This window comes from Nocardioides sp. (assembly GCF_041913365.1).
Classification (GTDB): domain Bacteria; phylum Actinomycetota; class Actinomycetes; order Propionibacteriales; family Nocardioidaceae; genus Nocardioides.
Genome location: NZ_JAYSFM010000012.1, coordinates 57,185 through 79,921 on the forward strand (window position 1 = coordinate 57,185; position 22,737 = coordinate 79,921).

Here is a 22,737-nt window from a genome sequence, read left to right on the forward strand (position 1 = left end):
ACGGTAGCGCGCTCATCCCACGCGCTGGTGGTAGGTGCGCTGCACCAGGCGTGTCGCGCCCTCGGTGGCGAGGGTGTCGAGCACGTCTCCGAGGCGGTAGAGCTTGGGGCCGATGGGGTCGCCGTCCTCGTCGAGGCGGCGGGTGGTGGGGATCTTGGGTGGCGTGGTGAGGGTGATCTCCTGGCCGTCTCGGATGACCTTCCGCTTGCGGGTCTCGCCCCACTTGCTGATCCGCTTGTAGAGCCGGTCGACGGAGTGCTCGGTGTCGACGAGGACGACGACGGCTTCGGCGATCTGGCGGGGCGGGGCGGTCCAGTCGCGGGCCTCGGTGAGGACGACGTCGACGTGGGCGGATGCGTGGGTGGTGGCGCCGCATCGGTGGCAGGTGACCCAGGTGAGGCCGGGGACGACGTAGGTGTTGGCGCCGCAGACGTGGTGGTTGCCTTCCATGTCGCGGCCGGCGGGCTGCTGGCAGGTGCCGGCGTACCAGCCGGGGACGATGGTCTCGGTGAGGTTGCGGAGGGCGTGCTCGTGGCGGGCGATGTCGCGGACGAACCGGCCGGCGCCTTCGTGGGCGGCGATCCTGGGCAGGGCGTGCTCGAGGCGTTCGCAGAGGGCGGCGAAGGTGTCGGCTTCGGTGGCGGCTTCGGGGATGCTGAGGCTGAGCTTCTCGGCCCAGGTGTGGAGGGTCGCGGAGGCGCGGGCGAGGGCGGGCTCGATCGCGCCGCTCTCGGCTTCGCCGCGGCGGAGCATCCACTGGCCGGCGGTGCCGAGGCTGCCGTTGGGGCGGCCGGGGCGGCGCCAGCGGGCGAGGTTGGCGTAGTAGATCGGGAGGAACTCGAGGTAGGTCAGGACTGCGGCCTGGGCGGTCTCGCAGAGGCCGAGTCCGTTGCTGGTGGGGGCTCCGCAGTGGAGGCATTCGGTCACGGGAGCTGCTCACCTCCGCAGACCCAGCAGGGCTCGTCGCCGCGCCAACGGACGCCGCAGGTCGCGCAGGAGCGGGTGTAGTCGCCGGGGCTGGCGCCTTCCTCGGCGGGCGGGCGCCACCAGGGCGGCGGGGTGCCGGTGTCGGCGGCGAGGATGGCTGCGCGTTCGTCCTCGCGCATGAACACGTTGGCGAAGCCGCTCGTCCCCTGGTCGGGGGCGTAGGGGTTGGGGTCGCCGGGCTCCCACTCGACCTCGGCGGCGCTCATCGGTTCCTCCGTCGGCGTGCGTACTCGTGGCCGTTGATCGGGAGCGGCCTGGGGTGGTGCTGGTCGTAGCCCTCAGCGAGGTCGACGAGGCGCTGCAGCTGCGGCCAGTCGACGCGGGCGAGGGCTTCGGTGACGCGGCGCATCTGGCGCTCGAAGTCAGCGGCGGCCGCGATCATCCGGACCATGGGGCTGTCGGTGGTCATGCGTGGGTCTTCCTCTTGTGCATGCGGCGGGCGAGGGGGCTGTAGAACGGGTGCTCGGCCTTGCAGGTGCGGGCCTTCGCGCGGGCTTCGGCGGTGAGGCCGTCGTGCCCGATGTGCCAGTGGTCGCCGCACGGGTAGGCGGCGATCGTGGTGCATCCGGGCGCGGTGAGCTTGTGGAGCTCGACGGCGTTGTCGGCGAGCATCTGGGAGAGGTAATCGACCTTCTCGACGTCGTCGCACATCACTGCTCCTCGTCGGCGTCTTCGCAGTGGCGGCCGTGGTTGCCGAGGTCGTCGGATGCGGCGGTGTGGGTGCCGCCTCCCCATGTGGGTGAGTCCCAATCGACGGGGCCGGTGGTGGTGGGTCGGGTCACCTCCCGGGCGATGCGAGCGACGAGGGTGTCATCGAGAGCGTCGAGGATCCGTGCGCGGACGGCGGGGGCGTAGAAGCCGTCTCTGTGCAGGCGCGCGTTCAGCGTCTGCCGCTCGTCCTGGCTCAGCGGCTCACTCGCGCTGGTGCTCGCGGCGGGGAGCGGCGGGCAGGTGCAGCGTGCCGACGACTTCAGGCCGCGATCCTCGTCGTCGTGGCGGTCGCATTCGCCGATCCGCCGCTCGCTCGCGTCCCCGGCGTCCGGGGTGGCGGGGAGGTCGAGCAACGTCGCGGCACCATGCAACGCGCCCGCCCAGCCATCAATGATCGAGCGCAGCGCCTCGTCGGACACGTCGGTCTGGTGCAGCATCCGGTCGGCCATGTGCCGCAGCACCTTCGCCACCCGCTCGCCTGCCGTGGGGTCAGCCTCAGGGGCGAGGTACTGCCGGATCAGCGGGTACGGGCAGGGCTTGCCATCGCCGAACGGTCCATGAGCCTGACAATCGCCGCTGTGGTCGAACCAGCAGTCCTCGCCCGCGTCAGCCTCGCAGGCGCGGCGCAGGAGCGACTTGAGTTCGTCGATGATCGAGTTCAGGTGCAGCGTCTCGCGGTTCGTGCGCTCGACGTGCTCGGCGTGGACCTGCCATCCGGTCGCCTGGTGCTCGTCAGCCTCGGAGGCAGGGTGAGCGGCGAGGAGGGCGCGGAGTACGGTGGCGGCATCCTCGGGCGTGCCCTGCACCTTCGGGCCGGGGCGCTCCCACTCGTCGGCCAGCGCCTCCACGGCCTCTCGCAGCCCGCCCGCCTCACTCATGCCGTGCGCGCCCGGTGCGTGCCCTCGGGGCGGCGGGTTCAGGTCGTCGACCTGGCGGTCGCTGGACTCGTTGCCGCGGCTCATCGCTGCACCCAGGGCCAGGCGCCGGGGACGACCCGGACGCGGTCGGTGACGCCCCTGCAGCCGGGCCGCACGCAGACCTCGGCGCGGACGTCGTACGGGCGGCCGTGGGCGGCGACGTGCTGCGTGTAGCCGAGCTGCCAGTCGTGGAGGCCGAGCAGGCACAGCAGCGCGCCGAGGAGCTCGACGAGCCAGTCCCACGCGCGCCTCATGACGCGTGGGCCTCTCCGCGGAGGTGGGCGAGGGTCTTCACGATCGCGCCGAGCCAGTGCATGCGGAGCACGTCGCGGGCGTCGTCGGTCGACGCGGTGAGGATGCCGTTCACGCACGCCCAGGCGGCGCGATCGGCGACGCGGATCATCTCGTCGTCGGTGGCGGTGGACTGGTGGCAGACGTCGATCGGCTGCAGGTAGCCGCCGGCGGCGCCGAAGCCGCCCTGATGGAACGCCTCAGGGGTGATGTGCCGCGGGGGCTCGCCGGGGTTGAGGGCGATCACGGCCAGCTCGTGGGTCGCGCCGGGGAAGTGCAGCTTCGCCGGCGCGACGCCTTCGCGCTCCTCGAGGGTGACGACGGTCAGGCTGAACTGCTGCCAGAGCGGGTGCCAGAAGCCGGTCAGGAGCCACCAGGCGATGGTGGTGTGGTCGTCGTTGACGGGCGAGGTGGCGACGTCGAGCTCGACGGCGTTGCCGAGGGGGCCGGCGTGGACGGTGTTCACCGGACGTTCTCCGCGCCCGGGATGGCGTCCCAGATCGCGCAGCCGAAGGGCTGGACGACGTGGCCGTACTGCGCCAGCTCGATGAAGCCGCCGGCGTTGAGCTTGGCAAGCTCGGCCTCGGTGGGGCGGAAGTAGGCGTAGAAGCGGCGGGCGACGAAGCCGGTCATCTGCTCTTCCTCGCCAGAGACGAGCATCTCAGCGGTGCCGCACTCCTCGTCGGGCACGCCGGGCGGCGGGCCCATGCTGACGACGCGGCAGTCGGGCCGGGCGCGGCGGGCCTCGATGGGGATCTCAACGGGGTTCATGTGGTGCTCCTCTGCTCGGCGGCGCGCGTCATGGCGGCGCGCACTCGGTCGTGGTTGATGTCGGCGGACGTGAACCGGCGGGGCGGCTCGGGGCTGGGCTCGGGCCGCGTGTGGGCTCGTGCGCGCTCGTTGGCCTGCAGGCGTTCGATCAGCGCCTGGTTGGCGGCCTGCTCGTCGAGGGCGATCGCATCGGCCCTGCAGCGGTCGCAGATGCCGTCTCGGGTGGGCCGGAAGCACCCGGGCGCGAGGCAGGCGGTCTCGGGGCGGTCAACCGGCCCGGGTTGCGGGGACGTCTCCCTACCCGGGCCGGCCGTTTCGGGGGTGGCGGACGCGATGAGCGCCTCGCCGTACTTCGTCAGGCCGAGCGGGGCCTGACGGCGTGCGCGGATCTCGGCGAGCAGGGCGCGGCCTGCAGAGCGGTCGTCGTCGACGAGCTCGACGTCGCCCCACTGGCTGGGCAGCACCTCGACGGCGCAGGCACGGCAAGAGCCGACGTACTCGCCGGGGTGGCGCTTGCAGTCCTCGCCGGCCTTCGCTGGCTGCCGGCGTGCGGGTTCGGTATCGCGCTTCGGGATGAAGGGCCGGCGGATGGAGCCCGGGGTGCGGGCCTCAGGGTCGAGGGCGTGGCCGACGACGCGGTGGACGACCTCGCTCAGCGACTGGCCGCGGAGCTCGGCGAGGACGGCGTAGGTGCCGTTCTGGTCCCACTTGCCGCAGCCGGGGGTGTCTTCGCGGAGACGGGTGGCGAGGTAGGTCAGCGCCTGGGCGTCGCGTTGCGTGAAGGTCACGATCCGCTCCCGTCGACGAGGTTCGACGTGGTGTCGATCCAGTGCTGGAGGAGGGAGTCGGCGATCGCCGTGGCCGCGTTCGCGTGGCAGGGGTGGTCGGTCCAGCCGTCGGCGCAGGCGCGGATCCAGGCGATGGTGTCGCTGATCGAGATCATCAGCTCGCCGTCGGCGTTGATCTCGCCGTCGATGGCCTCGTGCTGCTCCCAGCGGCTCATGATCGACCTCCGAGCATCGCCGCGAAGCGGCCATCCATGAGCTCGGCCGACCCCCTACCTGAGGTCATGGATGCGGCCTTCGGCCGGTTCTTACTCCCGCTCCTCCTCCTACTCCTACTCAGGGCAGAAGTTCTCCGGAGGAAGTCGTGAGGAATTCGTGAGCGCCTCATGAGTTCTGCCCCGCTTCCTCGGGAGGCGGGATGGTGCTCGGCGTCGGGTGCGGCGGAGTCTGGTGGCGCGCCCAGCCGCGCAGCCAGCCGTAGGTGCCGCCGTTCACCCGGTAGACCACGACCATGCCCTCGGCCTCGATCTCGGCCAGCCAACGCTTGATCCGAGCTGGAGGCAGGTCGTCGTGCGGGTAGATCGCTCCACCGATCGCCTGAGGTGTCGCGAGGAAGCGACCCTCGTCGTCGGCGTGCATCGTGATGAGGCCGGCGAGCGTGAGCCGTGCGTCGCGGGACAGGCGGCAGACCTTGTCGTCCGACCAGAACGACGTCTTGAGTGGGCGGGACTTGCGGGCCATCAGACGTCTTCCTCGGTGGCCAGGATCTGCTTCGCGGTCTCGTGTAGCGCGGAGACCTTCCTCCAGCAGACCCCCATGAAGTAGTTGAACGGGTCGTAGATGCCGGTCGCCTTGCCTGCGTAGTGCGCAGCGGCGCACATCTCTTCAGCGGGCAGCCCGGCATCGAACAGGCGACCTAGGCTCCACTCGGCCTCGTCCGGCACCGAGAGGCCGCTCGGCTCCCACGCCAGCACGAACCAGGCGTAGTAGTCGGCCCGCTTCTCGCGTTCTGCCGCCAGTACCTCGGCGGCGCGGGCCATGGCGGCGGCCCATTTGATGTCAGCCTGCTTCACGTCCTCGACGAGAGCGGCATCGGGCGTCGTGCTCGACTTGCCCGCGTTGCAGTCCTTGCAGGCCGCGACGAGGTTGCTCGGATCGTCGGTGCCGCCGAGCGCCACGGGGGTGACGTGGTCGACGGTGAGCACGACGTCGGGCGCCTTGCCGCCGCAGTAGCGGCAGGTGTGGTTGTCGCGGCGAAGTACCTCGTAGCGGGTGCGCTTGCTGACGGCCATCAGGCGGGCTCCTCGAGGTACTCGATGTCGGCGCACGCGCAGTCGCCCGGGTGGCCGGCGGGGAGGCAGCAGGTGAGCCGTGCGCCATGCGGGCCGACCTCGGGCCAGATGGCGGTCTTCGGGCAGGTCATGCGGCTTCCCTCCTGGCGACAGTGCGGCAGTCCTGGCAGAGGTCGCCGCGGCCGCGGTAGACCTCGCGGACCACGCCACAGCGCGCGCATGCGGCGTGATCGGCGCTGTCGTAGGTGCGCTCCCTGGCCGGCTCTCGCGTCGCGACACCGATCCCTGACGCGACGGCTGCGGGGTCGTCGATGAGGTCGTCATCCCACGCGAGCGGTGGCGGCCAGCCTTCCCGTTCAGCGTGCCCGGCGATCCGCGACGACCAGCGCGTCCATGGCGGGCGCTTCATGCTCAGCTCGGCGTACGCGAGTGCAACACCGTCCCGCAGGTCGTCGCGGCCCACCCATCGCCGCGCGTCATGGTCGCGAAGGCGGGCGATCGTGGTCGCGGGGATCCCGGCGACGTCTGCGATCTGAGGGCAGGACCATCCGAGTCGAGCGAGGGCCCGGACTCGGCGGACGGTGCCCACGTCGGTGGGGATGCGCACGGAACGGAGCCGCGCGATCGTCTCGGGGTAGGCGCGCGCCTTCGCTCCTCGCTTGCGCATGTTCTGCAGGGCGCAGATCGAGACGCCGGCGCGCTGCTCGAGCGTGCGGTCGCTGTAGCGGTCGAGGATCACCCAGACGTCATCGGGGACGGGACGGAGCGCGGGGCCGAGGACTCGGCGCCTCTTGTCGTCGCGGAGCTTGGCGCGCGTGCAGTCGTCGCACGGCCGCTGACCGGCGCGGCCGTGCGCGGAGTAGCCGGCTTCCGTGCCGTGGCGGGGGTCGTCGGGGCTCACGTGGACCGACCTCCGGCCGCGGCCCATCCCTTGTCGGTGAGCCAGTAGCGGACCGACTGGCGCTCCTCGGTGTGCCTCGGGCGGGTCGAGGTCTCGACGGTGTGGGCGGTGTCGCGGACGTGCTGCTCGGCAGCCTTGTCGCCTTCGCCGCACGCGGTGCAGGTGCGGCAGTACCAGTGGATGGTCATGACTCCTCCTGGGCGTCGGCTCGGATGGCGTGCTCCCAGCAGGCGCCGCATCCGACGCCGCCGACCTTCGGCGAGCCGCGGTGGCTGCAGATGCGGCGGACGGTGCTGGCGAGCGGGTGGGTGTCGCCGAAGTACGGCTTCGTCTTCGCGCCCTTCGGCCGGCCGACCGGGCGGGCCTCAGCGCTCTCGCGGCGGCGTTCGGCCTCGCGGGCGTTCCTCACCAGGTGTTGGGCGTGCGTGATCGTGTAGTGCCCGGCCCGCAGCTCCTCCTGCTCCTCGAGGGGGAGCTCGAGCAGCATCAGCCGGTTGGAGACGTGCGAGGCGGCCTTGCCGACCCTCTTGGCGGTGTCGGTGATCGTGAGGCCGCTGCGGACGAGGGCGCGCAGCGCGCGGGCCTCCTCGATGGGGACGACGCGGATGCATCGGGGGCTGAGCTTGAGGAGGCATCGTGCTTTGCCGGGGCCGAGGTCTTCGTCGAAGGTGGCGAGGAGCCAGGTGCGGCGGCGCCGGCGGGACTCGTTGTTGCCGCGCTTGTCGATGTACCCGGGCCGGCTCATCGCTGCCACCACCTACGGCGCGGCGGGCCGGCGAGGTGCGCGGCGAGCGGCGCGAGCGCACCGACGAGTCGCTCGCCGAGCTGCTCCTGGACTGCGAGGAGGTTGCGCGAGAGGCTCATGATCCGGCCGGCGACGTCGACGCGGAGTTCGACGCGGTCGCGGTGCCGGCGCTGGCCGAGGATGCAGGCGCCGAGCTCGCAGGCGATGACGTCGTGCGCCTCGGGCGTGTGGTCCTCGACGGCGCTCACGACTCGCCCTCGATCCACTCCGCGAGACGCATCAGGTTGTGGGCGTTGTCCACGACGGCGTGGGGGTTCTGCAGCACTGCCTTCGCGGCCTGCAGCGCGCCGATCCTTCGCTGCTGGGCGACGGTCATCGTCGAGCGCGGGATGACGTCTCGCACGTCGCTCACGACTCGGCGCTCGCGGGCTGCTCGACGACCTCTCCCTCGACGGGTTCCTCGTCGGGCGGCGGCTGCTCGGCGTTCAGGGCGGCGCCCAGGCCGCCGGTGCGCCGCGAGGCCGGCTGCCGCTGGTCGCGCTCGAGCTCGTCGGTCGTGTAGACGCCGGCGAGGTCCATGGGGAACGCCTTGCGGAGCGCGAGGGCCTCGGCGCACTTCGCGAGCTGCCCGGCACCGCGGGTCGCCCACATGTGGGTGACGTTCCCGTCGCGCTTCGTCTGCACGTACTCGCGCCACAGCGCGGTGCCGGGGAACGCCTGGCCGTTGCGGTAGACGGTGACGCGGGCGGCCGCTGGCGGGCCCTCAGCGAGCCACACGTCGCGCCACTGGCCGTCGTCGGCGCACCACTCGGAGGGCCCGATCGCGAGGGTCTCGCCGGCCCGGTCGACCGCCCGGCGGGCGACCAGGCGGAAGCCGTCGATGCCGGTCTGGATCGTCCACTTCCCCTGCCGCTCGATCATGTGGATCTGGCGGGCGAAGGGGTCGAGGCCGGTGCGCTGGGCGACGTGCATGAAGACCGCGAGGTCTCCGTTGGAGGCGCCGGCGACGCCGAGCTGGCCGAGCGCGGCGATCTGCTTCTCGCTCCACCACGCCTGGTCGGTGGTCAGGGTCAGCTGGGAGCCGCCCCGGTGCTGTTCGATCTCGCTCATCAGATGACTTCCTCGTAGTAGGTCTGGTCGGTGAGGGACAGCCGGGCGGCGGTGTCGTCCGGCAGGTAGGCCGGCCAGCGGTCGGCGGCCGTGCAGTCGCGGAAGCGCTCGAGGGCGGCGCGGTTGTGCTGGCGGGCCTCGGCGAGGTCGGCGTCGTCGACGTAGGCGACGGTGACCTGGTAGGGCGGCGTCTTCTCCTGGAAGATGAACGCGAAGGCGGCGGCGGGGTGGTCGAGGGCGCGGGCGAGGTCGGTGTACCAGGCGGCCTGGCAGTCGTAGCCGTACTTGTGGACGGTGCCGTAGCGGCCGGCGAGGTCGCGCGGGTTGGCCGACGCGCACGTCTTGTAGTCGGTGAGCACGACCGGGCCGAGCCAGTCGAAGCGGCCGCGGCGGAGGACGCCGGTGTCTTCGTCGAGGGCGTATGCGGAGACCTCGGGCTCGCCCTCGGCGAGGAGCCGCATCGCGAGCTGGTGCTCCTGCAGTCGGGCGGCCATGGCTTCGACGACGGCGTACTCGTCGGGGAGGAGGAGCACGGCGCCGGTCTTGCGGGCGGCCTCCTGCTCGGCCTTCCACGCATTGGTGGCCTTCGGCGACTTCACCTTCTCGGGGTCGTACTGGTGGACGATCAGCTCGGCGCCGACGCCGAGGGCCTTCGCGTGGGCGGCCGAGCCGAAGTCCCAGACCTTCCGGTAGGTCGGGTGGTCCTGCTCCTGGCGGAACAGGGCCGGCGATCGCATGAGGAGCTTGGCGCCGGACACGGAGAGGCTGCCTCGGTCGGCGTGGTAGGTCTCCTCGTCGAGGTCGCGCACGAAGCCGTGGCGGTGGTCTGTGGCGCCCTTGTGCTGCTGGTCGGCTTCGCGTCCCTCGGACAGCGTCTCAGCGTCCGGCGCGCCGCCCGGACTCTCATTGTGGGTGGGCTTGCGGGAGGTCATTACTCGCCTCGCTCTCGGAGGACGCACGCCTTGTGCGCCCAGCCGGCTCGCATCTGGATCAGGGGGTTGGTGCGCTGGTTGCCGCCACCGAGGGGCTGGTCGCAGAGCACGCAGGTGCCGTCGAGCGGGTGGTCGGCGAACACGCGGCGGGGGCGTCGGCGCGGGGACTGGCGGGCCATCAGGCCGCCCTCCATCGGGTCTTCGGGCCGGTCGGGTGCTTGTCGACGCGCTCGCGGTTCGGGCGCGCCCACGTCTCGGCCTTGACCTCGACGTCGCGGACCCACCCGGCCGCGTGCAGCGACCGCCCTTCCTCGGTGGCGAGGGTGTAGGTGAAGATCCGACGCGGCGGGTAGCCCAGGTTGATGGCCGCCCGACGCATCGCGCCGTAGAGCTTCGAGCAGGCGTTGGGCGTGCCGTCGGTGCAGCAGCGGGTGACCTCGAAGCTGATCCCGTCATCGAGGCCGCGGGCGACTGGTCGGCCGCCGATGGCGACGCCGTGCAGGCCGTGCTCTTCGCAGCCGACGCCCACGCTGATGCGATGCCCGACGACGGGTCCGTGGTGGCGGTGCTCGCGGCCGACGAAGGCGTTTGCTTCGCGCAGGGTGACGGGGACGAGGAGAAGGCGGCAGGTCATGACCGCTCCCGCATGGCGTCGAAGGCGACCTGCTCGGCGCGGTCCTCGGCAGCCTCGAACCGCTTGTCGCGGGTCAGCCGGTCGTCGTCGACGCGCTTGACACAGGGGCAGCGCCGGTCGACGTCCTTGCCGTGGGGCATCGGGTCGCGGGTGCGGATCGTGTTCCCGCAGGCGCCGGCGTGGGGACGGTGTCCGCACCAGGTGCACGCGCCGGGCTCGATCCGCCGGTAGCCGGTCTCGGTCATCGGACGGCCTGGATCCGGTAGAAGGCCCGCAGGTTGGGGTACTTCGCCCTGGTCGCGGCGTCGAACGACTGGGTCACGATCTGGCGGTGGCCGGTGGCGCGCGCTCGGGCGTTGGCCTCGGCGATCGCGGCCTGGTGCCCGTACTTCGTGGCGTCCGCGTGCTCGTCGTACGGCGGTCGGCTCTCGGCGAGGGTCTTCGGCTCGGGGCCCAGGAGGATCATCAGAACCTCCCGGGCTTGCGGTTGCTCGAGCTGCGCGGCCGCGCGATGTAGCTGGCAGCCTCGGCGTCGAGCCGGTCGTGGTTGCTGCCGAGCTCGAGGCGCTGCCGCTTCGGCCGCGCGAGGCCGGCCTGCAGCACGATGAGGAGGGCGGTCAGCGCCGCGCCGAGAACGACGCCGACGCACAGCGCCTGGATCTGGTCGTAGGTGAGGTTCATGACGCGATCACCGTCACGAGCCAGATCAGGAAGGCGCACTCGATCACGCCGCCGATCGCGTCGGCCCAGGTGTAGTGCCGGGTGCCCTGGGTGGCGCCGCGCCAGAAGATGACGATGCCGGCGAGGGCGAGGTCGGCGATCAGGATGATCGCGGCGATGTGCGGGCTCATCGGCGTGCCGCCTTCCGGGCGCGGATCCGGGCCTTGCCGCGGAGCGTCCGGTCGCGGTCGGCGTTCCGGTGCGGGCGCTGCCGGCCGCGGCGGTCACGGTCGACCTTCTGTACGGCCGCGCGGGTGACCGGACTCTCGACGCCGAGCTGCTCGGCGAGCCGCGCGAGGGCTCGGAGGCGGCCGCCCTGGGGGCCGGCCTTCCGCTTCTCCTCGCGGGCCTCGGCGGCGCGCTTCTCGGCGGCCTGGACGCGGCGCTCGTGCCAGTCGCGGTTGGCGGCGGCTGCCTCGCGCTGGGCGGTGAGACGGCTCCGCTGGCTCGGCGTTTCGACGCCGCGCTGTCGCTTACTCAGGGTTGTGCGCATGAGATACTGCCTTTCGGTTGGGGCCAGTCGTCGGGGTCGAAGTCGCGCGGCTGGCTCTGCTGTTTTGACTGCTGGGTGACCCAGCCGCCGCGGTCGGGGGATCGCCGCGACGGCCGGGCAGATCAGGCGTCGTCGAGCTGGTCGAACCAGGCGTCGAGGTCCTCGACGCGGTACCGACGACGGCCGCCGAGCGTCTTCGCACGGAGAGTCCCCGCGGCCTCGGCTCGACGGAGAGTGGCTTCGGAGACGCCGTACATCTCCTGCGCTTCCTTGCGGGTCACGACGACCTTCTTGACGGTGGTGCTCATGCGTTCACCGCCTCGGTGGAGCCGACGATGTCGAAGAGCTCCTCGAAGGGCTGCCCGCTGACGTCCATCAGGCCGGCGATGAACGCCGGCGACGGCTCGACCTTCCCGGCATCCACCCGGTAGGCGGTCGACGTCGCGACCTTCATCCGCCGAGCGAGTTCGTCGCGGCTGATGTCCAGCCGCTTCGTGACGCCGTAGAGAGCGCCTTCTCGGAGAACGATCTTCCTCATGTCTGATGATATGCATGCACACATGCATGAGCGCAAGGGCTCAGGCATCAGTAGTTCCACTTATATGCACGCATGCACACGAGCCCCTACGCTTGACGCCATGGATGCACCGAAGATCTGGGCGCACTACGTCCGGACCGTCGCCGAGAGCGAAGAGCCCGGCTCCGACCAGGCGGCCATCGCCGCACGCGTCGGTGTCTCGCAGGGCACCGTCAGCCGCTGGCTCGGCGGCCGCTACCTCCCCGACAAGGCCGCTGTCGTCGCAGCGTTCGCGAAGGCGTACGGCCACAACGTGCTCGAGGCCTTCGTCGCTGCCGGCATGCTGACCGAGCTAGAGGCGGGCCGCGGCCTCCCGGCCACCAGCCGGCGCTTCCTGCAGCAGTTGTCGGAGGGGACATCTACCGTCTACGACGCGATGGCCGCTCACCCGGACCAGGGTGACATCGCCGGAGAACAGGATCGCCACCACGAGACGTGAGATTGGATCTGCTGTTCGCCCACTGTTCCGACTTGGGTGTCGAGGTCGAGTGGGAGGACTTGGGGGAACGGGACCGAGGCTTCTACCTGGACGATCGTCGGGTGATCGTGCTGAACCGGCGGCTGACACGGGCGCAGGCGACAGCAGCGCTCGCGCACGAGGTCGGCCACGCGGTCTTCGGCGACCGCTGCTCGACGCCGCGGCATGAGCGGCGAGCGAGTGAGTACGGCGCGTCGCTCATCATCACGCCGCGCCAGTACGCCGCGGCCGAGGCGCTCGTGGGTCACCATCTGGGCGCGCTTGCGGCCGAGTTGGGCGTCACGCCACACCTGATCGAGGCGTGGCAGCGGTGGGCGGACCGCCGCCTCCCCCTCGAGCGGCGGCGACGTCTGGGGATTGAGAAGACGCTGACAGCACCTTGAGAATTCCTCCTGTGTGATTCGGACCAGCGTCAGTCACGCTTGTTCTTAACCGAGACCGCAGGAAGGGGGTGAGAGCAGTGAAGGGTGACATCGAGACGTACCACGAAGGCGACCAGTGGAAGAACCGGGCGCAGGGCAACGAGCGAGCGTCCAGCACACACAGCACGAAGGCTGAGGCGCAGCAGGCCGGCCGAGACATGGCCAGGTCACGCGGCGTCGAGCACGTCGTGAAGAAGATGGACGGCACCATCGGGGAGCGCAACAGCTACGGCAACGACCCCCGCAGGAGCAAGGGCTGAGCCCTGACGCGAGAAGAGGCGCTGGTCCCGACCAATCGCAGTGGTCGGGGTCAGCGCCTTCGCACATGCTTGGGGGCGTGTGCCCGGGTGTCAAACCCCGCGCTAGACCAAATCCGCTGTCGGTGGCTTCACCTAGCGTTCCCACCATGGCCGAGTTGAACGACGAAGAGCGCGCGATCCTCGACTTCGAGGGCGGTGGCTGGTGGAAGCACGCCGGCGCGAAGGAAACCGCGATCCGCGAGACGTTCGGCGTCTCGGCGACCCGCTACTTCCAGCAGCTGAACGGGCTCATCGACCGGCCCGAGGCGCTGCCGTACGCGCCCCTCCTGGTGAAGCGCCTGCAACGGCAGCGGGCCGCGCGCGCCCGCCAGCGTGACGCGCGCCGCCTCAGCGTCTAGCCGAGCTGGAGCCGCTCGCCGACGCGCTGCATCGCGTCGAGCAGCGGCCCGCGTCGACGGGTGCGGTAGCGCAGCGACGTCGCGACCGTCGAGTGGCCCAGAAGGTCGGTGACGACGTGCTCGGGCACCTCGGCCTCGAGGAGCATCGTCGCGGCAAAGTTGCGGCACTCGTGGACGTGGTACGGCCGACCGGACGGGTGCGCGACCTTGGCGCGCTTCTGCAGCTCGTGCCACTCGGCGCGGTCGTGCTTGTCGTTGCGCGGCCTGCCGTCGGGCCCGGGCCAGACGAGGTTGTGGGGTGACTCGGGCGCGACGTCGCGCCAGGCGAGCAGGGCGTCGCGGACGGGCGCGAGCAGCGGCGCCACCCGGTAGCCGGCCCGGGACTTCGGCCGCACCAGGTGGTAGGCGTCGACGAGGTGGATCGACTCGTGCCCGTCGGGGACCCGGAAGCGACGCCGCGGGCAGGAAGCCGCGCGCTTCTTCCCGCACGACGGGGCAGCATCGCCGCCGTCGCAGCCGTGCTCGTAGGGCAGCGGCTGCAGCTGCCACTCGATGACGGCCTCGCCGAAGGGTGCGTCGTCGCGGCCGTGGAAGTCGACGGCGTCCCACGTCAGGCCGAGGCACTCCCCCAGGCGCTGGCCGTAGACGAGCGTGAAGAGCCAGCGCACGCCGTTCGGCATCCGGCTGGCCTCCTCGATGCACGCGAGGCCCTGGTCGATCGTCATCGCCTGCCGGTCGGACTTGCTGACGGTCGGGGCGTCCATGTGGAGCAGCCGTTCGGGCACAGCGTGGCCCTCCTGGATCGCGGCCTTCAGCATCGTCTTCAGCACGCGGTGGGTGTCGGCGGGCTGACGGCCGGCGGCGCGCTGGGCGTCGGCGACGGCGCGCACGTCGGCGGGGGTCAGCTGGGCGAGGCGACGGTGCCCGATGGTCGGGACGACCCACTTCCGGATCGGCGAGGCCGCGGCGTTCCAGCCCTTCGGCGAGAGCTCGCGGCGTCGCATCTCGAGGTAGGTCTCGGCCCAGGCCTTGACGGTGGTCCGGTCGGAGGTGCCGACCTCGCCGCGGTCGACGGCGATCTTCTTGTCGCGCAGCTTGCGCTTGATCTCGGCGCGGTGAGGGCACTTCGCGGCGCACCCGCCTGCGCAGCCCTTGCTGGTGGCGGTGGCGCGGCGGCGGGTGCCCTGGGCGGTCCAGCCAGCCTCGAATGTACCGACCCACCGCCAGTCGGACGAGCGCTGGTAGAGGGAGCCCTCGCCGTAGTCGCGGCGCTTCCCTGTCTGACCCTGTCCTGTCACGCCTAGTCACTCCTAGAAATGTTAGCCATTCCTGTAGCCAAGTTCAGTCAGAGTCAGGTAGGCTCAGTCACGCTCAGCAAGGTCTACGCGGGCCCCAGGACTCCATCGAACACGGGTATCCTATCGCCTCCTAAGCGAAAGGTCGCAAGTTCGACTCTTGCCTGGGGCACCGGGTGCCCGTCCCGCCCACGTCAGGGCGAGGTCGGGTCGTCCCGCTCGAGGAGGTCCAGCAGGGCGCGCGCGGCCGCGTCGGCGGCACCGAGGTCGACGTGCTCGTCCTCGCCCTGCCCGGTCGTGACGCGTACGACGTGCCCGCCGGACCGCGCGGTGAGGCTGACGAAGGCCCGGCCGAGCAGGTCGATGAGCTGGTCGAGGCGGGGCAGCCAGATCGCCTCGTGCTCCTCGACGTCGTCCAGCGCCCACTCGGTCGTGCCGTTGAAGGCGAGGACGCGGCTGTGGGGGTGGTCGCGCACCTCGACCACCATGTCGCTGACGGTGAACACCATGTCGTCGAGGTCGCGCTCAGGCACCCAGAACTGGTCGCCGTTGCGGGGCGACCAGGCGACGCCGGCGTCGTGCAGTCGGCGGGCGAGCTCGAAGCTGATCACCTCACCAGTGTGACGCCGTCCCCTCGGTCGGCCAACGAGGACGCCGGCCCCCGGTCACGCCAGCGGGCCGCCGTCCGGCTCGCGGGGGTCCGACACGTCGGGGAGCACGAGGTTGAAGCGGCGTCGCTGGGCACTGATGACGACGTCCTCGGACTCCGCGACCCCGGTGCGCGGGTCGAGCGCGGTGAGCACGTAGCGGCCGATCGGCGGCAGGCCGATCTCGTAGTGGCCCTCGTCGTCGGTCCGGGTCGCCCCTGCGGACTCCCCCGACGAGTCGGTCAGCACCACGAGCGCGTCGGAGATGGGCCACCCGTCGCGCGAGATGACCCCCGCGACCGTGAGTCGCCGGTCGAGCTGCAGCACCGGCACGGCGTCCGGGGAGAGCTGGCGCAGCTCCGACCGCGCCGCCCAGCCCTCCGCCGAGCAGACCACGAGGTACTCGCCGGCCCCGGGCAGCACGACGGACCAGCGACCCTCGTTGTCCGCACGTGCCCAGTCGGCCTGGCGTCCGGTGGGGTCGAGCATCGAGACCACGGCCAGGCGCGCCGGCTTGCCGTCCCCGCGCTGCACGCGACCCCGGACGACGACCTCGGCCCCTCCGGTCCGGCGCACGGTGTCGCCGCGTACGGCGGCAGGGGGCGCCCCGGGGTGGACGGCAGCGCCCGCGAGGACCGGGGCGGTGCGAGCCGGGATCAGCGACCCGACGGCGGCGGCGAGGAACGCCGCGCCCGCGGCGAGCCAGCTCATGGAGTGCAGTGCCGCCTCGGAGGGGTACGCCGTGCCGGCGACGGCGCCGGCGGCCAGGACCGCCGCCACGGTGGCCGAGCAGGTGGAGGTGCCGATGGAGCGGACCACCGTGTTGAGCCCGTTGGCCGCGGCGGTCTCGCTGATGGGCACCGACTGCATGATGAGCACCGGCATGGCCGCGAAGCTCACCGCGATGCCGATCGAGACGATGCAGACACCGAGCACGAGCTGGGCGAGGGTGGCGTCGAGCAGGACGCGGACGACGTAGCCGAGGCCGGTGACGGACAGCCCCGCCACCAGGGTGGTCCGGGCACCGAAGCGCCGGGTGATCGAGGCTGAGGCCGGGGCCATCAGGACCATCAGCACGCCGCCGGGCAGCATGGCGAGCCCGGCCTGGGTGACGTCGAGCCCGAAGCCCACGCCCGTGGCGGTGGGGATCTGGAGCTGCTGGGTCGCGACGAGCAGGTTGGTGAACATCGCGAACCCGGCGAGGAGCGAGGCGATGTTGGTGAGGAGCACGGGCCGGCGCGTCGAGGTGCGGAGGTCGACCAGCGGATCCCCGGTCCGCAGCTCCCACGGTGCCCACAGCGCGAAGAAGAGGATCGCGACGGTGAAGGACAGCAGGGTCCACTGCGACGTCCAGCCCCAGGCGCCGCCCTTGGAGATGGCCAGCAGGAGCGCGGTGAGCGCGACGGACATCAGGACGGCCCCGGTCCAGTCGAAGCTCCCCGGGGTCCTGACGCCGGACTCGGGCACCACGACCAGCACCAGGAGGAGCATCACCGCGGCCATCGCCACGCTCCCCCAGAACACCGCCTGCCAGCCGAACGCGTCGTAGATGACGCCCGACAGGGGCAGCCCCACGGCGCCGCCGATGCCGAGCGTCGCGCTCATCAGGGCGACCGCACCGCCGATCCGCTGCGGCGGGAGCTCGTCGCGCATCATCGAGATGCCGATCGGGATCAACGCGGGCGCGAACCCCTGCAGGCTGCGAGCGGCGATGAGCACGGCCAGCGAGTCGCCGACGGCGCCGAGCAGCGAGCCGACGAGCAGCACGATCAGGGACACCACGACCATCCGCCGCTTGCCGTGCATGTCGGCCAGGCGGGAGAGGATCGGGGTGGCGACCGCGCTCGTCAGCAAGGTGACGGTGACCAGCCACGACGCGTTGTCCGATGTGGTGTCGAGCAGCCGCGGGAAGTCCGGCAGGAGCGGCACGACCAGGGTCTGCATGAGCGACACGGACGTGCCGCAGAGAGCCAGCACCAGCACGATCAGGCTCGAGCGACTCGACTGCGCGCGCTGCGTCCCGGCGTCGGGCTCGGCCGTCACGGTCACCGGCAGGACCGCGCTTCAACACGCATGGAGCCGACCCTAGTCGCGGCCCTCCGCCTGCGGGGGCGGCGGGTCGAGGCCGTCACCGGCGCAGCGCGCCGAACCCGCTGCGGTGGAACACCAGCGGGCTGCCGAGGCCCTCGGGCTGGTGCAGGGCGTGGAGGCGCAGCAGGGCGAGCACGTGGTCGCCGGCCTCGACCTCGCGGTAGATCGTGCAGTCGAAGCTGGCCAGCCCGTCGTCGAGCGTCACGGCGCCCTCGGGGGTCGTGGAGTAGGCGATCTCGTCGAAGCGGTGCTCGACCGGGCCGGCGAGCGCGCGACAGACCTCGGCGTGGTGCTCGGCGAGCACCGTGACGCCCAGGTGGGACGACCGACGCAGGTCGGGCCAGGTCTTCGAGGTGGTCGCGAGGCTGACCGAGACCAGCGGCGGGTCGAGGCTCACCGAGGTGAACGAGCTCGCCGCCAGGCCGACGGGTCGTCCGTCGATCTCGGCGGCCAGCGCCACCACGCCGCTCGGGAAGGTGCCGAAGGCGTCGCGCAGCAGACGCGGGTCGAGGTCCTGGTTGGTGGTCAGGCTGGTCATGACAGTCATCGGGATCCGTTCGAGGAGGCCAGGAAGGCGGTGACCAGCGGCCGGGTGGCCGCCAGCCAGTCGGCGTACGCCGTGGGGTCGTCGTGCCGGTCGTCCACGAGGTAGAGGGCCCGACCGGGGACCGTGCCGCCGATCTCCGTGAGCACCGGGCGCAGGGTCGTCTCCGGTGCGAGCGCGTGGGCGGGGCTGCCCCCGAGCATGAGCGGCACCGCGAGGCCCGAGAGACCGGTGCCGCCGGCGAACCGGTCGAGGAAGAGCTTGAGCAGCCCGGTGTAGGCGGCCTTGTAGGTGGGGCTGGCGACCACGACGAGGTCGGCCGCGCCGACCTGCTTGACCAGGTCGGCGACCTCCGAATCCGACCAGTCGAGGACGGCCGGTCCCAGCGTGGCCAGGTCGACGACGAGGTTCGGCTCGGCGCCGCTGAGCTCGCGCGCCACGTAGGTCGCCGCCGCGAGGGTGCGGCTCGCGGGCTTGGGGTTCCCGACGACGACGGCGGTGACGCTCATCGTGCTGCCCCCGCGGGCACGAGCACGGGCGGCAGCTCCGCGCCCAGCTTGAGCGACTCGAGGAAGAGCACGACGGTCGCGGCGACCGAGCGGTGCGAGACGTCGTTGAGGATGTCGTGCCGACCGCCCTCGACCAGCCACACCCGGGCGTCGGCGGCACCGAGGTAGGGCTCGGTCGCCGCGGCTGCGGAGGTGATCCGGTCGGCCGTCCCGTGCACGACGAGCACCGGCTTGTCGGGCGCGGACAGCTCGACGGTGGCCCACGGCAGCGGACGGTCGAGTGCGTCGCGGTCGAGGAGCAGGTCGCCGTCGAGCACGGAGCGGTGCACCGGACACGCGGTGCGGGCGTCGACCTGCTCCTCCCACGTGCCGTCGGCGGTCGAGCCCGGCAGCGCCACACCAGCTATCACCGCCGCGTCGGCGGCCACCTCCCCCACGAGGGTGGCCGCCAACGTGGCCCCGGTGTCGGCCCCGACGAGGACCTTCGGCGAGGGCAGCGACTCGTCGGCCAGCACCTTCTCGACGCGCTCACGCGTCGCGGTGAGGTCGTCGAGGTCGACGGGGACCAGGCGCACCTTGTAGGCGTCGGCGGACAGCCGGGTGCCGAAGCGGGCGTACGACGCGTCGGTCTCGCCGCGTCCGGGCAGGACGACGAGCGTGCCGCGCGGCGTGGCGCCGGCGGGCTCGTCCCAGGCGGTGACAGTCATGAGCGATCTCCTTCTGTCCGGCGGGCTCAGGCCCAGCGCGAGGTGAACCAGTGCACGGCACCGGTCTCGGGGTCGTAGCTGCGGCGCGGGAGGGTCCCGATGTCGGCGCCGTAGACGTGGATGCCGACGACCGGCTGGTCGCCGCCGCACCGGACCTGGTGCACGTCGTCGTCGGTGGTGCAGCAGACGGTCACCTGGCCGGCACCCCACTCGTCGGTGCCCTGACCGACCAGCGGGACGTCCGGGGTGGTCGGCTTCTCGTAGCGGGTCTCGACCTCGACGCCGGAGTAGATCCCGACGACGCCCCAGGTCTCGTGCCCGTGGACGGGCGTCCCCTGGCCGACGTCCCAGACGGCGCTCGCGATCGAGAAGCTGCCGTCGGCGGCCACGTGGAGCGGGTACATCACGTAGCGCACCGGGTCGGGAGCCACCTGCTCCGCGGGCAGCTCGAACCCCTCGGCCAGGGTGCGCTCGAGCTCGGTGCGGACGGCGGCGGTGAGCGCCTGCTCGTCGAGCCCCTGGCCGATGAGGTCCTCGACGGTCTGGGCGAGCGCCGCGATCGCGGGCACCTCGCTCTGGACCGGGACGATCTCCTGCTGCGCGGTCATGCGATCTCCTTCTTCATGGTCTGGGCGGCGTACGCCGTGATGCGGGCGTGGAGCCCCGGGACGGACACGGAGCGGGCGAGCGCGCTCACCTCGGCATCGCTGTCGTGGTGAGGGCGGGTGGGTCGTGGGGCGGTGAGCGCGGCGTCGAGGTCGGCCGGCACACCGGTCGACCACGCGCCCGCGAGCTCGGCCCGGCGGACGGTCCCGAGCGCGACGCCGAAGGCCGACCCGGGGAACCGGAGCGTCACCGACGTGTCGACGAGCCGGTGGTCGCAGGCGAGGACGAGGTCCGCACCCGCGCCGACGGCGGCGCCCTGCACGACCGCGACGGTGGCGTACGGCGCCGCGATCAGCCGCTCGAGCAGGTCGGCGATCCGCAGGAACCGCAGGGCCAGGGTCGCGTCGGTCTCGTCCTCGAGCCCGCCGAGGTCGAAGCCCGCGGCGAAGTGCCGCGCGTTGCCGCGCAGCACGAGGGCGTCGGGACGGGCGGCCTCGGCCTCGTCGAGGGTCGCGTGCAGCGACTCCACGAGTGCCACGGAGAGGGCGTTGGCCCGCTCGGGTCGGTCGAGGGTGACGGTCCACACCGGGCCGCGGTCGACGATGATGCTCACCGGCTCCACTCCTCCGCCCACTCCTCGAGGACCTCGGGGTGCGCGCCGAGCCCGGGCGCACCGCGGTCCAGCCGGGGCGCGTGGCCGGAGATCCGCACCGGGAACACCACGGTGGGGGTCTCCCCCGCCACCGGCACGTCGAGCCGGGCCACCAGGCCGGTGGACTCGACGTGCGGGTCCGCGAGCGCCTCGCCGAACGTGTTCACCGGCCCGCACGGCACGCCGCGCGCACGGAGCTCGGTGAGCCAGTGCTGCCGCTTCTCCTGAGCCAGCTGCTCGCCCAGGAGGTCGGCGAGCTCGCGCTGGTGGGTCACCCGGTCGCCCTGTGTCACGAAGCGCGGGTCGTCGACCAGGTGCGGCAGGCCGACCACCTCGGCCACGGCGGCCCAGAGCCTGTCGTTGCCGGCCGCGATGGTGAGGTCGCCGTCGGCGGCAGAGAAGCCCTGGTAGGGCGCATTGCGCGGGTGCGCCGTGCCGAGGCGCTGCGGCTCGCGGCCGGATCCCCAGTACTCGCTGGTCTGCAGGGCCGAGACGCCGATCAGGCAGTCGAGCATCGGCACGTCGAGCCGCACCGAGGTGCCGCTCGCGCGGACCTGCGGCAGCATCGCGGCGATCGTGTACGCCGCGTAGAGGCCGGCGGTGAAGTCACCGACGGGCACGCCCGACTTCACCGGGTTGCCGTCGGGCTCGCCGGTCACGCTCATCAGGCCGGACATCCCCTGGATCACGACGTCGTACGCCCCGTCGTTGACGTAGGGGCTGCTCAGCCCGTAGCCGGAGATGGAGGCGTAGACGAGACCGCGGTGGTCCGCGGACACCTCGTCGTAGCCCAGGCCCAGCCGGTCGAGCACGCCCGGGCGGTAGTTCTCCACGACGACGTCGGCTGCGGCGATCAGCGCGCGCACCTCCGCGAGCTGGCCGGGGTCCTTGAGGTCGGCGGTGATGCTCCTCTTGTTGCGGTTGACCGAGGCGAAGTTGTGGCTGAAGGACGCGCCGTCGTCGGCCCGCGCGAACGGCGGCCACGCGCGCATCTGGTCCCCCGTGGGCGGCTCGACCTTGACGACGTCCGCGCCCATGTCGGCGAGCAGCATCCCCGCGAAGGGGCCGGCCGCGACGTGGGCCAGCTCGACGACCCGGACTCCGTCCAGCGGGAGGCGAGGCTGCTCAGGAGGCACGGGCGGTCCCGGCGCGGTGGGCGAGCTCCTGGCGGACCAGCGGCAGCAGGTCGCGGCCGTAGTCGATGGCGTCCTGCAGCGGGTCGTAGCCGCGGATCAGCACCGTGTTGACCCCGATCTCGACGTAGTCGAGGATCGCCGCCGCGACGGTCTCGGGCGAGCCGACCAGGGCGGTGGAGTTGCCGCCGCCACCGACGGCGGTCGTCGTGGGGGTCCAGAGGCACCGGTCGTGCACGTCGCCCTTCTCGGCGACGGCGAGCAGCCGCTGCGAGCCGGCGTTCTGCGGGCCCTTGCCCTGCGGGTGGATCCGCCCGACCTTCTCCTTGAAGGCCGTGCCCACGGCGCCGTTGATCGTGTCGAGGATGCCGTGGGCACGCTGCCACGCCTCCTCGTCGGTGCGGCCGAGGATCGGGCGGAAGGAGACGGAGATGCGCGGCGGCGTCGTACGCCCCGCGGCCGCGGCCTCGCGCGCCACGGTCGCGATCTGCTCGCCGGTCTCGGCGAGCGGCTCGCCCCACAACATGTAGGTGTCGGCCCGCTTGGCGCCGACGGTGTACGCCGCCGGGGAGCTGCCGCCGAAGAACAGCTCGAGGTGGCGGTCCTCGTAGGGGTGGACCTGCGGGTCGAACCCCTCGAAGCGGTAGTAGCTGCCCTCGAAGTCCCGCGGGCCCGTGGTGTCCCACGACTGGCGGAGGACCTGGAGGTACTCGTCGGTCCGCGCGTAGCGCTCGTCGTGGGGCAGGTAGTCGCCCTCCCGTCGCTGCTCCGTGTCGTTGCCGCCCGTGACGATGTTGAGCGCGACGCGCCCCTTCGAGAAGTGGTCGAGGGTGGTGAAGGTCCGCGAGGCCAGGGTCGGGTGCACGACGCCGGGCCGGTGGGCGACGAGGAGGCCGAGCCGCTCGGTGTGGGCGGCGGCGAACGCCGCGACCTGCGTGCCCTCGCTCCAGCTCGAGCCGTAGCCGATGAGGACCCGGTCGAAGCCGCCGTCCTCGTGGGCCTTCGCGAAGCGGGCCGTGTAGTCGGGGTCGACGACGGGTCCGGAGGCGGGCCGGATCTCGGAGGCGTCGGCGGTGCCGATCATGCCGAGGATCTCGACGGAGTCGTAGGGAGCGGGAGTGGTGGTCAT

The 22,737-nt window shown here is 72.1% G+C and carries 43 protein-coding genes and 1 tRNA gene; 5 read left to right on the forward strand and 39 right to left on the reverse strand.

The window, feature by feature from the left end; genetic code table 11:
* Positions 1-12: 12 nt before the first annotated feature.
* The 29 genes from ACE3QY_RS19525 to ACE3QY_RS19665 all read right to left on the reverse strand — a co-directional run bounded on the left by ACE3QY_RS19525 (position 13) and on the right by ACE3QY_RS19665 (position 11,827).
* A complete protein-coding gene (locus tag ACE3QY_RS19525) occupies positions 13-927 on the reverse strand; it encodes a hypothetical protein (RefSeq protein ID WP_374457724.1) in 915 nt (304 codons plus the stop codon).
* Positions 924-1,193 carry a hypothetical protein gene (locus ACE3QY_RS19530; protein WP_374457725.1) on the reverse strand — a complete coding sequence of 90 codons (270 nt, stop codon included), beginning with the start codon at positions 1,191-1,193 and terminating at the stop codon, positions 924-926. Before ACE3QY_RS19530 ends, ACE3QY_RS19525 begins: the two co-directional genes overlap by 4 nt.
* A complete protein-coding gene (locus ACE3QY_RS19535) occupies positions 1,190-1,396 on the reverse strand; it encodes a hypothetical protein (RefSeq protein ID WP_374457726.1) in 207 nt (68 codons plus the stop codon). The genes ACE3QY_RS19530 and ACE3QY_RS19535 overlap by 4 nt, the downstream gene beginning before the upstream one ends.
* Positions 1,393-1,638, reverse strand: a complete 246-nt coding sequence (locus ACE3QY_RS19540) for a hypothetical protein (RefSeq protein ID WP_374457727.1) — start codon at positions 1,636-1,638, stop codon at positions 1,393-1,395. Before ACE3QY_RS19540 ends, ACE3QY_RS19535 begins: the two co-directional genes overlap by 4 nt.
* Positions 1,638-2,660 carry a hypothetical protein gene (locus tag ACE3QY_RS19545; protein WP_374457728.1) on the reverse strand — a complete coding sequence of 341 codons (1,023 nt, stop codon included), beginning with the start codon at positions 2,658-2,660 and terminating at the stop codon, positions 1,638-1,640. The genes ACE3QY_RS19540 and ACE3QY_RS19545 overlap by 1 nt, the downstream gene beginning before the upstream one ends.
* Complete coding sequence (locus tag ACE3QY_RS19550) at positions 2,657-2,869, reverse strand: hypothetical protein (RefSeq protein ID WP_374457729.1); 213 nt, start codon at positions 2,867-2,869, stop codon at positions 2,657-2,659. The genes ACE3QY_RS19545 and ACE3QY_RS19550 overlap by 4 nt, the downstream gene beginning before the upstream one ends.
* Positions 2,866-3,372 (reverse strand): hypothetical protein, encoded by a 507-nt coding sequence (locus tag ACE3QY_RS19555; RefSeq protein ID WP_374457730.1) that lies wholly within the window; start codon positions 3,370-3,372, stop codon positions 2,866-2,868. Before ACE3QY_RS19555 ends, ACE3QY_RS19550 begins: the two co-directional genes overlap by 4 nt.
* Complete coding sequence (locus ACE3QY_RS19560) at positions 3,369-3,677, reverse strand: hypothetical protein (protein ID WP_374457731.1); 309 nt, start codon at positions 3,675-3,677, stop codon at positions 3,369-3,371. Before ACE3QY_RS19560 ends, ACE3QY_RS19555 begins: the two co-directional genes overlap by 4 nt.
* Positions 3,674-4,465 carry a hypothetical protein gene (locus ACE3QY_RS19565; protein WP_374457732.1) on the reverse strand — a complete coding sequence of 264 codons (792 nt, stop codon included), beginning with the start codon at positions 4,463-4,465 and terminating at the stop codon, positions 3,674-3,676. Before ACE3QY_RS19565 ends, ACE3QY_RS19560 begins: the two co-directional genes overlap by 4 nt.
* Positions 4,462-4,680 (reverse strand): hypothetical protein, encoded by a 219-nt coding sequence (locus tag ACE3QY_RS19570; protein WP_374457733.1) that lies wholly within the window; start codon positions 4,678-4,680, stop codon positions 4,462-4,464. Before ACE3QY_RS19570 ends, ACE3QY_RS19565 begins: the two co-directional genes overlap by 4 nt.
* 166 nt (positions 4,681-4,846) lie before the next feature.
* A complete protein-coding gene (locus ACE3QY_RS19575; protein ID WP_374457734.1) occupies positions 4,847-5,203 on the reverse strand; it encodes a hypothetical protein in 357 nt (118 codons plus the stop codon).
* Positions 5,203-5,754, reverse strand: a complete 552-nt coding sequence (locus ACE3QY_RS19580; protein ID WP_374457735.1) for an HNH endonuclease — start codon at positions 5,752-5,754, stop codon at positions 5,203-5,205. The genes ACE3QY_RS19575 and ACE3QY_RS19580 overlap by 1 nt, the downstream gene beginning before the upstream one ends.
* Positions 5,754-5,885 carry a hypothetical protein gene (locus tag ACE3QY_RS19585; protein WP_374457736.1) on the reverse strand — a complete coding sequence of 44 codons (132 nt, stop codon included), beginning with the start codon at positions 5,883-5,885 and terminating at the stop codon, positions 5,754-5,756. The genes ACE3QY_RS19580 and ACE3QY_RS19585 overlap by 1 nt, the downstream gene beginning before the upstream one ends.
* Positions 5,882-6,493, reverse strand: coding sequence for a hypothetical protein (locus tag ACE3QY_RS19590; protein WP_374457737.1), 612 nt, complete (start codon positions 6,491-6,493; stop codon positions 5,882-5,884). Before ACE3QY_RS19590 ends, ACE3QY_RS19585 begins: the two co-directional genes overlap by 4 nt.
* Before the next feature lie 158 nt (positions 6,494-6,651).
* On the reverse strand, positions 6,652-6,843 hold the full coding sequence (locus ACE3QY_RS19595; RefSeq protein ID WP_374457738.1) for a hypothetical protein: 192 nt from the start codon (positions 6,841-6,843) through the stop codon (positions 6,652-6,654).
* Positions 6,840-7,400 carry a hypothetical protein gene (locus ACE3QY_RS19600; protein WP_374457739.1) on the reverse strand — a complete coding sequence of 187 codons (561 nt, stop codon included), beginning with the start codon at positions 7,398-7,400 and terminating at the stop codon, positions 6,840-6,842. The genes ACE3QY_RS19595 and ACE3QY_RS19600 overlap by 4 nt, the downstream gene beginning before the upstream one ends.
* Entirely contained in the window at positions 7,397-7,648 is a 252-nt protein-coding gene (locus ACE3QY_RS19605; RefSeq protein WP_374457740.1) for a hypothetical protein, read from the reverse strand. The genes ACE3QY_RS19600 and ACE3QY_RS19605 overlap by 4 nt, the downstream gene beginning before the upstream one ends.
* Positions 7,645-7,812: a hypothetical protein gene (locus ACE3QY_RS19610; RefSeq protein ID WP_374457741.1), complete on the reverse strand. Its 168-nt coding sequence runs from the start codon at positions 7,810-7,812 to the stop codon at positions 7,645-7,647. The genes ACE3QY_RS19605 and ACE3QY_RS19610 overlap by 4 nt, the downstream gene beginning before the upstream one ends.
* On the reverse strand, positions 7,809-8,510 hold the full coding sequence (locus ACE3QY_RS19615; protein ID WP_374457742.1) for a recombinase RecT: 702 nt from the start codon (positions 8,508-8,510) through the stop codon (positions 7,809-7,811). The genes ACE3QY_RS19610 and ACE3QY_RS19615 overlap by 4 nt, the downstream gene beginning before the upstream one ends.
* Positions 8,510-9,442, reverse strand: a complete 933-nt coding sequence (locus ACE3QY_RS19620) for a PD-(D/E)XK nuclease-like domain-containing protein (protein WP_374457743.1) — start codon at positions 9,440-9,442, stop codon at positions 8,510-8,512. The genes ACE3QY_RS19615 and ACE3QY_RS19620 overlap by 1 nt, the downstream gene beginning before the upstream one ends.
* Entirely contained in the window at positions 9,442-9,621 is a 180-nt protein-coding gene (locus ACE3QY_RS19625; RefSeq protein ID WP_374457744.1) for a hypothetical protein, read from the reverse strand. The genes ACE3QY_RS19620 and ACE3QY_RS19625 overlap by 1 nt, the downstream gene beginning before the upstream one ends.
* Positions 9,621-10,076: an XF1762 family protein gene (locus ACE3QY_RS19630; RefSeq protein WP_374457745.1), complete on the reverse strand. Its 456-nt coding sequence runs from the start codon at positions 10,074-10,076 to the stop codon at positions 9,621-9,623. Before ACE3QY_RS19630 ends, ACE3QY_RS19625 begins: the two co-directional genes overlap by 1 nt.
* A complete protein-coding gene (locus tag ACE3QY_RS19635) occupies positions 10,073-10,321 on the reverse strand; it encodes a hypothetical protein (protein ID WP_374457746.1) in 249 nt (82 codons plus the stop codon). The genes ACE3QY_RS19630 and ACE3QY_RS19635 overlap by 4 nt, the downstream gene beginning before the upstream one ends.
* On the reverse strand, positions 10,318-10,542 hold the full coding sequence (locus ACE3QY_RS19640) for a hypothetical protein (RefSeq protein ID WP_374457747.1): 225 nt from the start codon (positions 10,540-10,542) through the stop codon (positions 10,318-10,320). The genes ACE3QY_RS19635 and ACE3QY_RS19640 overlap by 4 nt, the downstream gene beginning before the upstream one ends.
* Complete coding sequence (locus tag ACE3QY_RS19645; protein ID WP_374457748.1) at positions 10,542-10,757, reverse strand: hypothetical protein; 216 nt, start codon at positions 10,755-10,757, stop codon at positions 10,542-10,544. The genes ACE3QY_RS19640 and ACE3QY_RS19645 overlap by 1 nt, the downstream gene beginning before the upstream one ends.
* Positions 10,754-10,927: a hypothetical protein gene (locus ACE3QY_RS19650; protein WP_374457749.1), complete on the reverse strand. Its 174-nt coding sequence runs from the start codon at positions 10,925-10,927 to the stop codon at positions 10,754-10,756. Before ACE3QY_RS19650 ends, ACE3QY_RS19645 begins: the two co-directional genes overlap by 4 nt.
* The gene (locus ACE3QY_RS19655) at positions 10,924-11,289 is read right to left on the reverse strand and encodes a hypothetical protein (protein WP_374457750.1); all 366 of its coding nucleotides are present in this window, start codon (positions 11,287-11,289) and stop codon (positions 10,924-10,926) included. Before ACE3QY_RS19655 ends, ACE3QY_RS19650 begins: the two co-directional genes overlap by 4 nt.
* 122 nt (positions 11,290-11,411) lie before the next feature.
* Positions 11,412-11,597 carry a helix-turn-helix domain-containing protein gene (locus tag ACE3QY_RS19660; RefSeq protein WP_374457751.1) on the reverse strand — a complete coding sequence of 62 codons (186 nt, stop codon included), beginning with the start codon at positions 11,595-11,597 and terminating at the stop codon, positions 11,412-11,414.
* The gene (locus ACE3QY_RS19665; protein WP_374457752.1) at positions 11,594-11,827 is read right to left on the reverse strand and encodes a helix-turn-helix domain-containing protein; all 234 of its coding nucleotides are present in this window, start codon (positions 11,825-11,827) and stop codon (positions 11,594-11,596) included. The genes ACE3QY_RS19660 and ACE3QY_RS19665 overlap by 4 nt, the downstream gene beginning before the upstream one ends.
* A gap of 100 nt (positions 11,828-11,927) precedes the next feature.
* Between ACE3QY_RS19665 and ACE3QY_RS19670 the strand changes: the two genes are divergently transcribed.
* The 4 genes from ACE3QY_RS19670 to ACE3QY_RS19685 all read left to right on the forward strand — a co-directional run bounded on the left by ACE3QY_RS19670 (position 11,928) and on the right by ACE3QY_RS19685 (position 13,424).
* Positions 11,928-12,305, forward strand: a complete 378-nt coding sequence (locus ACE3QY_RS19670) for a helix-turn-helix domain-containing protein (protein WP_374457753.1) — start codon at positions 11,928-11,930, stop codon at positions 12,303-12,305.
* A gap of 2 nt (positions 12,306-12,307) precedes the next feature.
* Positions 12,308-12,727 (forward strand): ImmA/IrrE family metallo-endopeptidase, encoded by a 420-nt coding sequence (locus ACE3QY_RS19675; RefSeq protein WP_374457754.1) that lies wholly within the window; start codon positions 12,308-12,310, stop codon positions 12,725-12,727.
* Positions 12,728-12,795: 68 nt separating this feature from the next.
* Positions 12,796-13,026 carry a DUF2188 domain-containing protein gene (locus ACE3QY_RS19680; protein ID WP_374457755.1) on the forward strand — a complete coding sequence of 77 codons (231 nt, stop codon included), beginning with the start codon at positions 12,796-12,798 and terminating at the stop codon, positions 13,024-13,026.
* A gap of 146 nt (positions 13,027-13,172) precedes the next feature.
* Positions 13,173-13,424: a DUF3263 domain-containing protein gene (locus tag ACE3QY_RS19685; protein WP_374457756.1), complete on the forward strand. Its 252-nt coding sequence runs from the start codon at positions 13,173-13,175 to the stop codon at positions 13,422-13,424.
* On the opposite strand, the gene ACE3QY_RS19690 is transcribed toward ACE3QY_RS19685, so the two are convergent.
* On the reverse strand, positions 13,421-14,722 hold the full coding sequence (locus tag ACE3QY_RS19690) for a tyrosine-type recombinase/integrase (RefSeq protein WP_374457757.1): 1,302 nt from the start codon (positions 14,720-14,722) through the stop codon (positions 13,421-13,423). The genes ACE3QY_RS19685 and ACE3QY_RS19690 overlap by 4 nt on opposite strands.
* Before the next feature lie 91 nt (positions 14,723-14,813).
* On the opposite strand from ACE3QY_RS19690, the gene ACE3QY_RS19695 reads away from it, so the two are divergent.
* Positions 14,814-14,891: transfer RNA gene (locus ACE3QY_RS19695), tRNA-OTHER, on the forward strand.
* Positions 14,892-14,913: 22 nt separating this feature from the next.
* Here ACE3QY_RS19695 and ACE3QY_RS19700 read toward each other — a convergent pair.
* The 9 genes from ACE3QY_RS19700 to ACE3QY_RS19740 all read right to left on the reverse strand — a co-directional run bounded on the left by ACE3QY_RS19700 (position 14,914) and on the right by ACE3QY_RS19740 (position 22,737).
* Complete coding sequence (locus ACE3QY_RS19700; RefSeq protein ID WP_374457758.1) at positions 14,914-15,330, reverse strand: pilus assembly protein CpaE; 417 nt, start codon at positions 15,328-15,330, stop codon at positions 14,914-14,916.
* A 54-nt stretch (positions 15,331-15,384) separates the two neighbouring features.
* Complete coding sequence (locus ACE3QY_RS19705) at positions 15,385-17,415, reverse strand: MFS transporter (RefSeq protein ID WP_374457759.1); 2,031 nt, start codon at positions 17,413-17,415, stop codon at positions 15,385-15,387.
* A gap of 79 nt (positions 17,416-17,494) precedes the next feature.
* On the reverse strand, positions 17,495-17,995 hold the full coding sequence (locus ACE3QY_RS19710; RefSeq protein WP_374457760.1) for a flavin reductase family protein: 501 nt from the start codon (positions 17,993-17,995) through the stop codon (positions 17,495-17,497).
* Positions 17,996-18,000: 5 nt separating this feature from the next.
* Complete coding sequence (locus ACE3QY_RS19715) at positions 18,001-18,510, reverse strand: NADPH-dependent FMN reductase (RefSeq protein ID WP_374457761.1); 510 nt, start codon at positions 18,508-18,510, stop codon at positions 18,001-18,003.
* Entirely contained in the window at positions 18,507-19,217 is a 711-nt protein-coding gene (locus ACE3QY_RS19720) for an alpha/beta hydrolase (RefSeq protein ID WP_374457762.1), read from the reverse strand. The genes ACE3QY_RS19715 and ACE3QY_RS19720 overlap by 4 nt, the downstream gene beginning before the upstream one ends.
* 26 nt (positions 19,218-19,243) lie before the next feature.
* A complete protein-coding gene (locus ACE3QY_RS19725) occupies positions 19,244-19,825 on the reverse strand; it encodes a hypothetical protein (RefSeq protein WP_374457763.1) in 582 nt (193 codons plus the stop codon).
* Entirely contained in the window at positions 19,822-20,436 is a 615-nt protein-coding gene (locus tag ACE3QY_RS19730) for an enoyl-CoA hydratase/isomerase family protein (protein ID WP_374457764.1), read from the reverse strand. The genes ACE3QY_RS19725 and ACE3QY_RS19730 overlap by 4 nt, the downstream gene beginning before the upstream one ends.
* Positions 20,433-21,611, reverse strand: coding sequence for a CaiB/BaiF CoA transferase family protein (locus ACE3QY_RS19735; RefSeq protein WP_374457765.1), 1,179 nt, complete (start codon positions 21,609-21,611; stop codon positions 20,433-20,435). The genes ACE3QY_RS19730 and ACE3QY_RS19735 overlap by 4 nt, the downstream gene beginning before the upstream one ends.
* Complete coding sequence (locus ACE3QY_RS19740; RefSeq protein ID WP_374457766.1) at positions 21,601-22,737, reverse strand: LLM class flavin-dependent oxidoreductase; 1,137 nt, start codon at positions 22,735-22,737, stop codon at positions 21,601-21,603. Before ACE3QY_RS19740 ends, ACE3QY_RS19735 begins: the two co-directional genes overlap by 11 nt.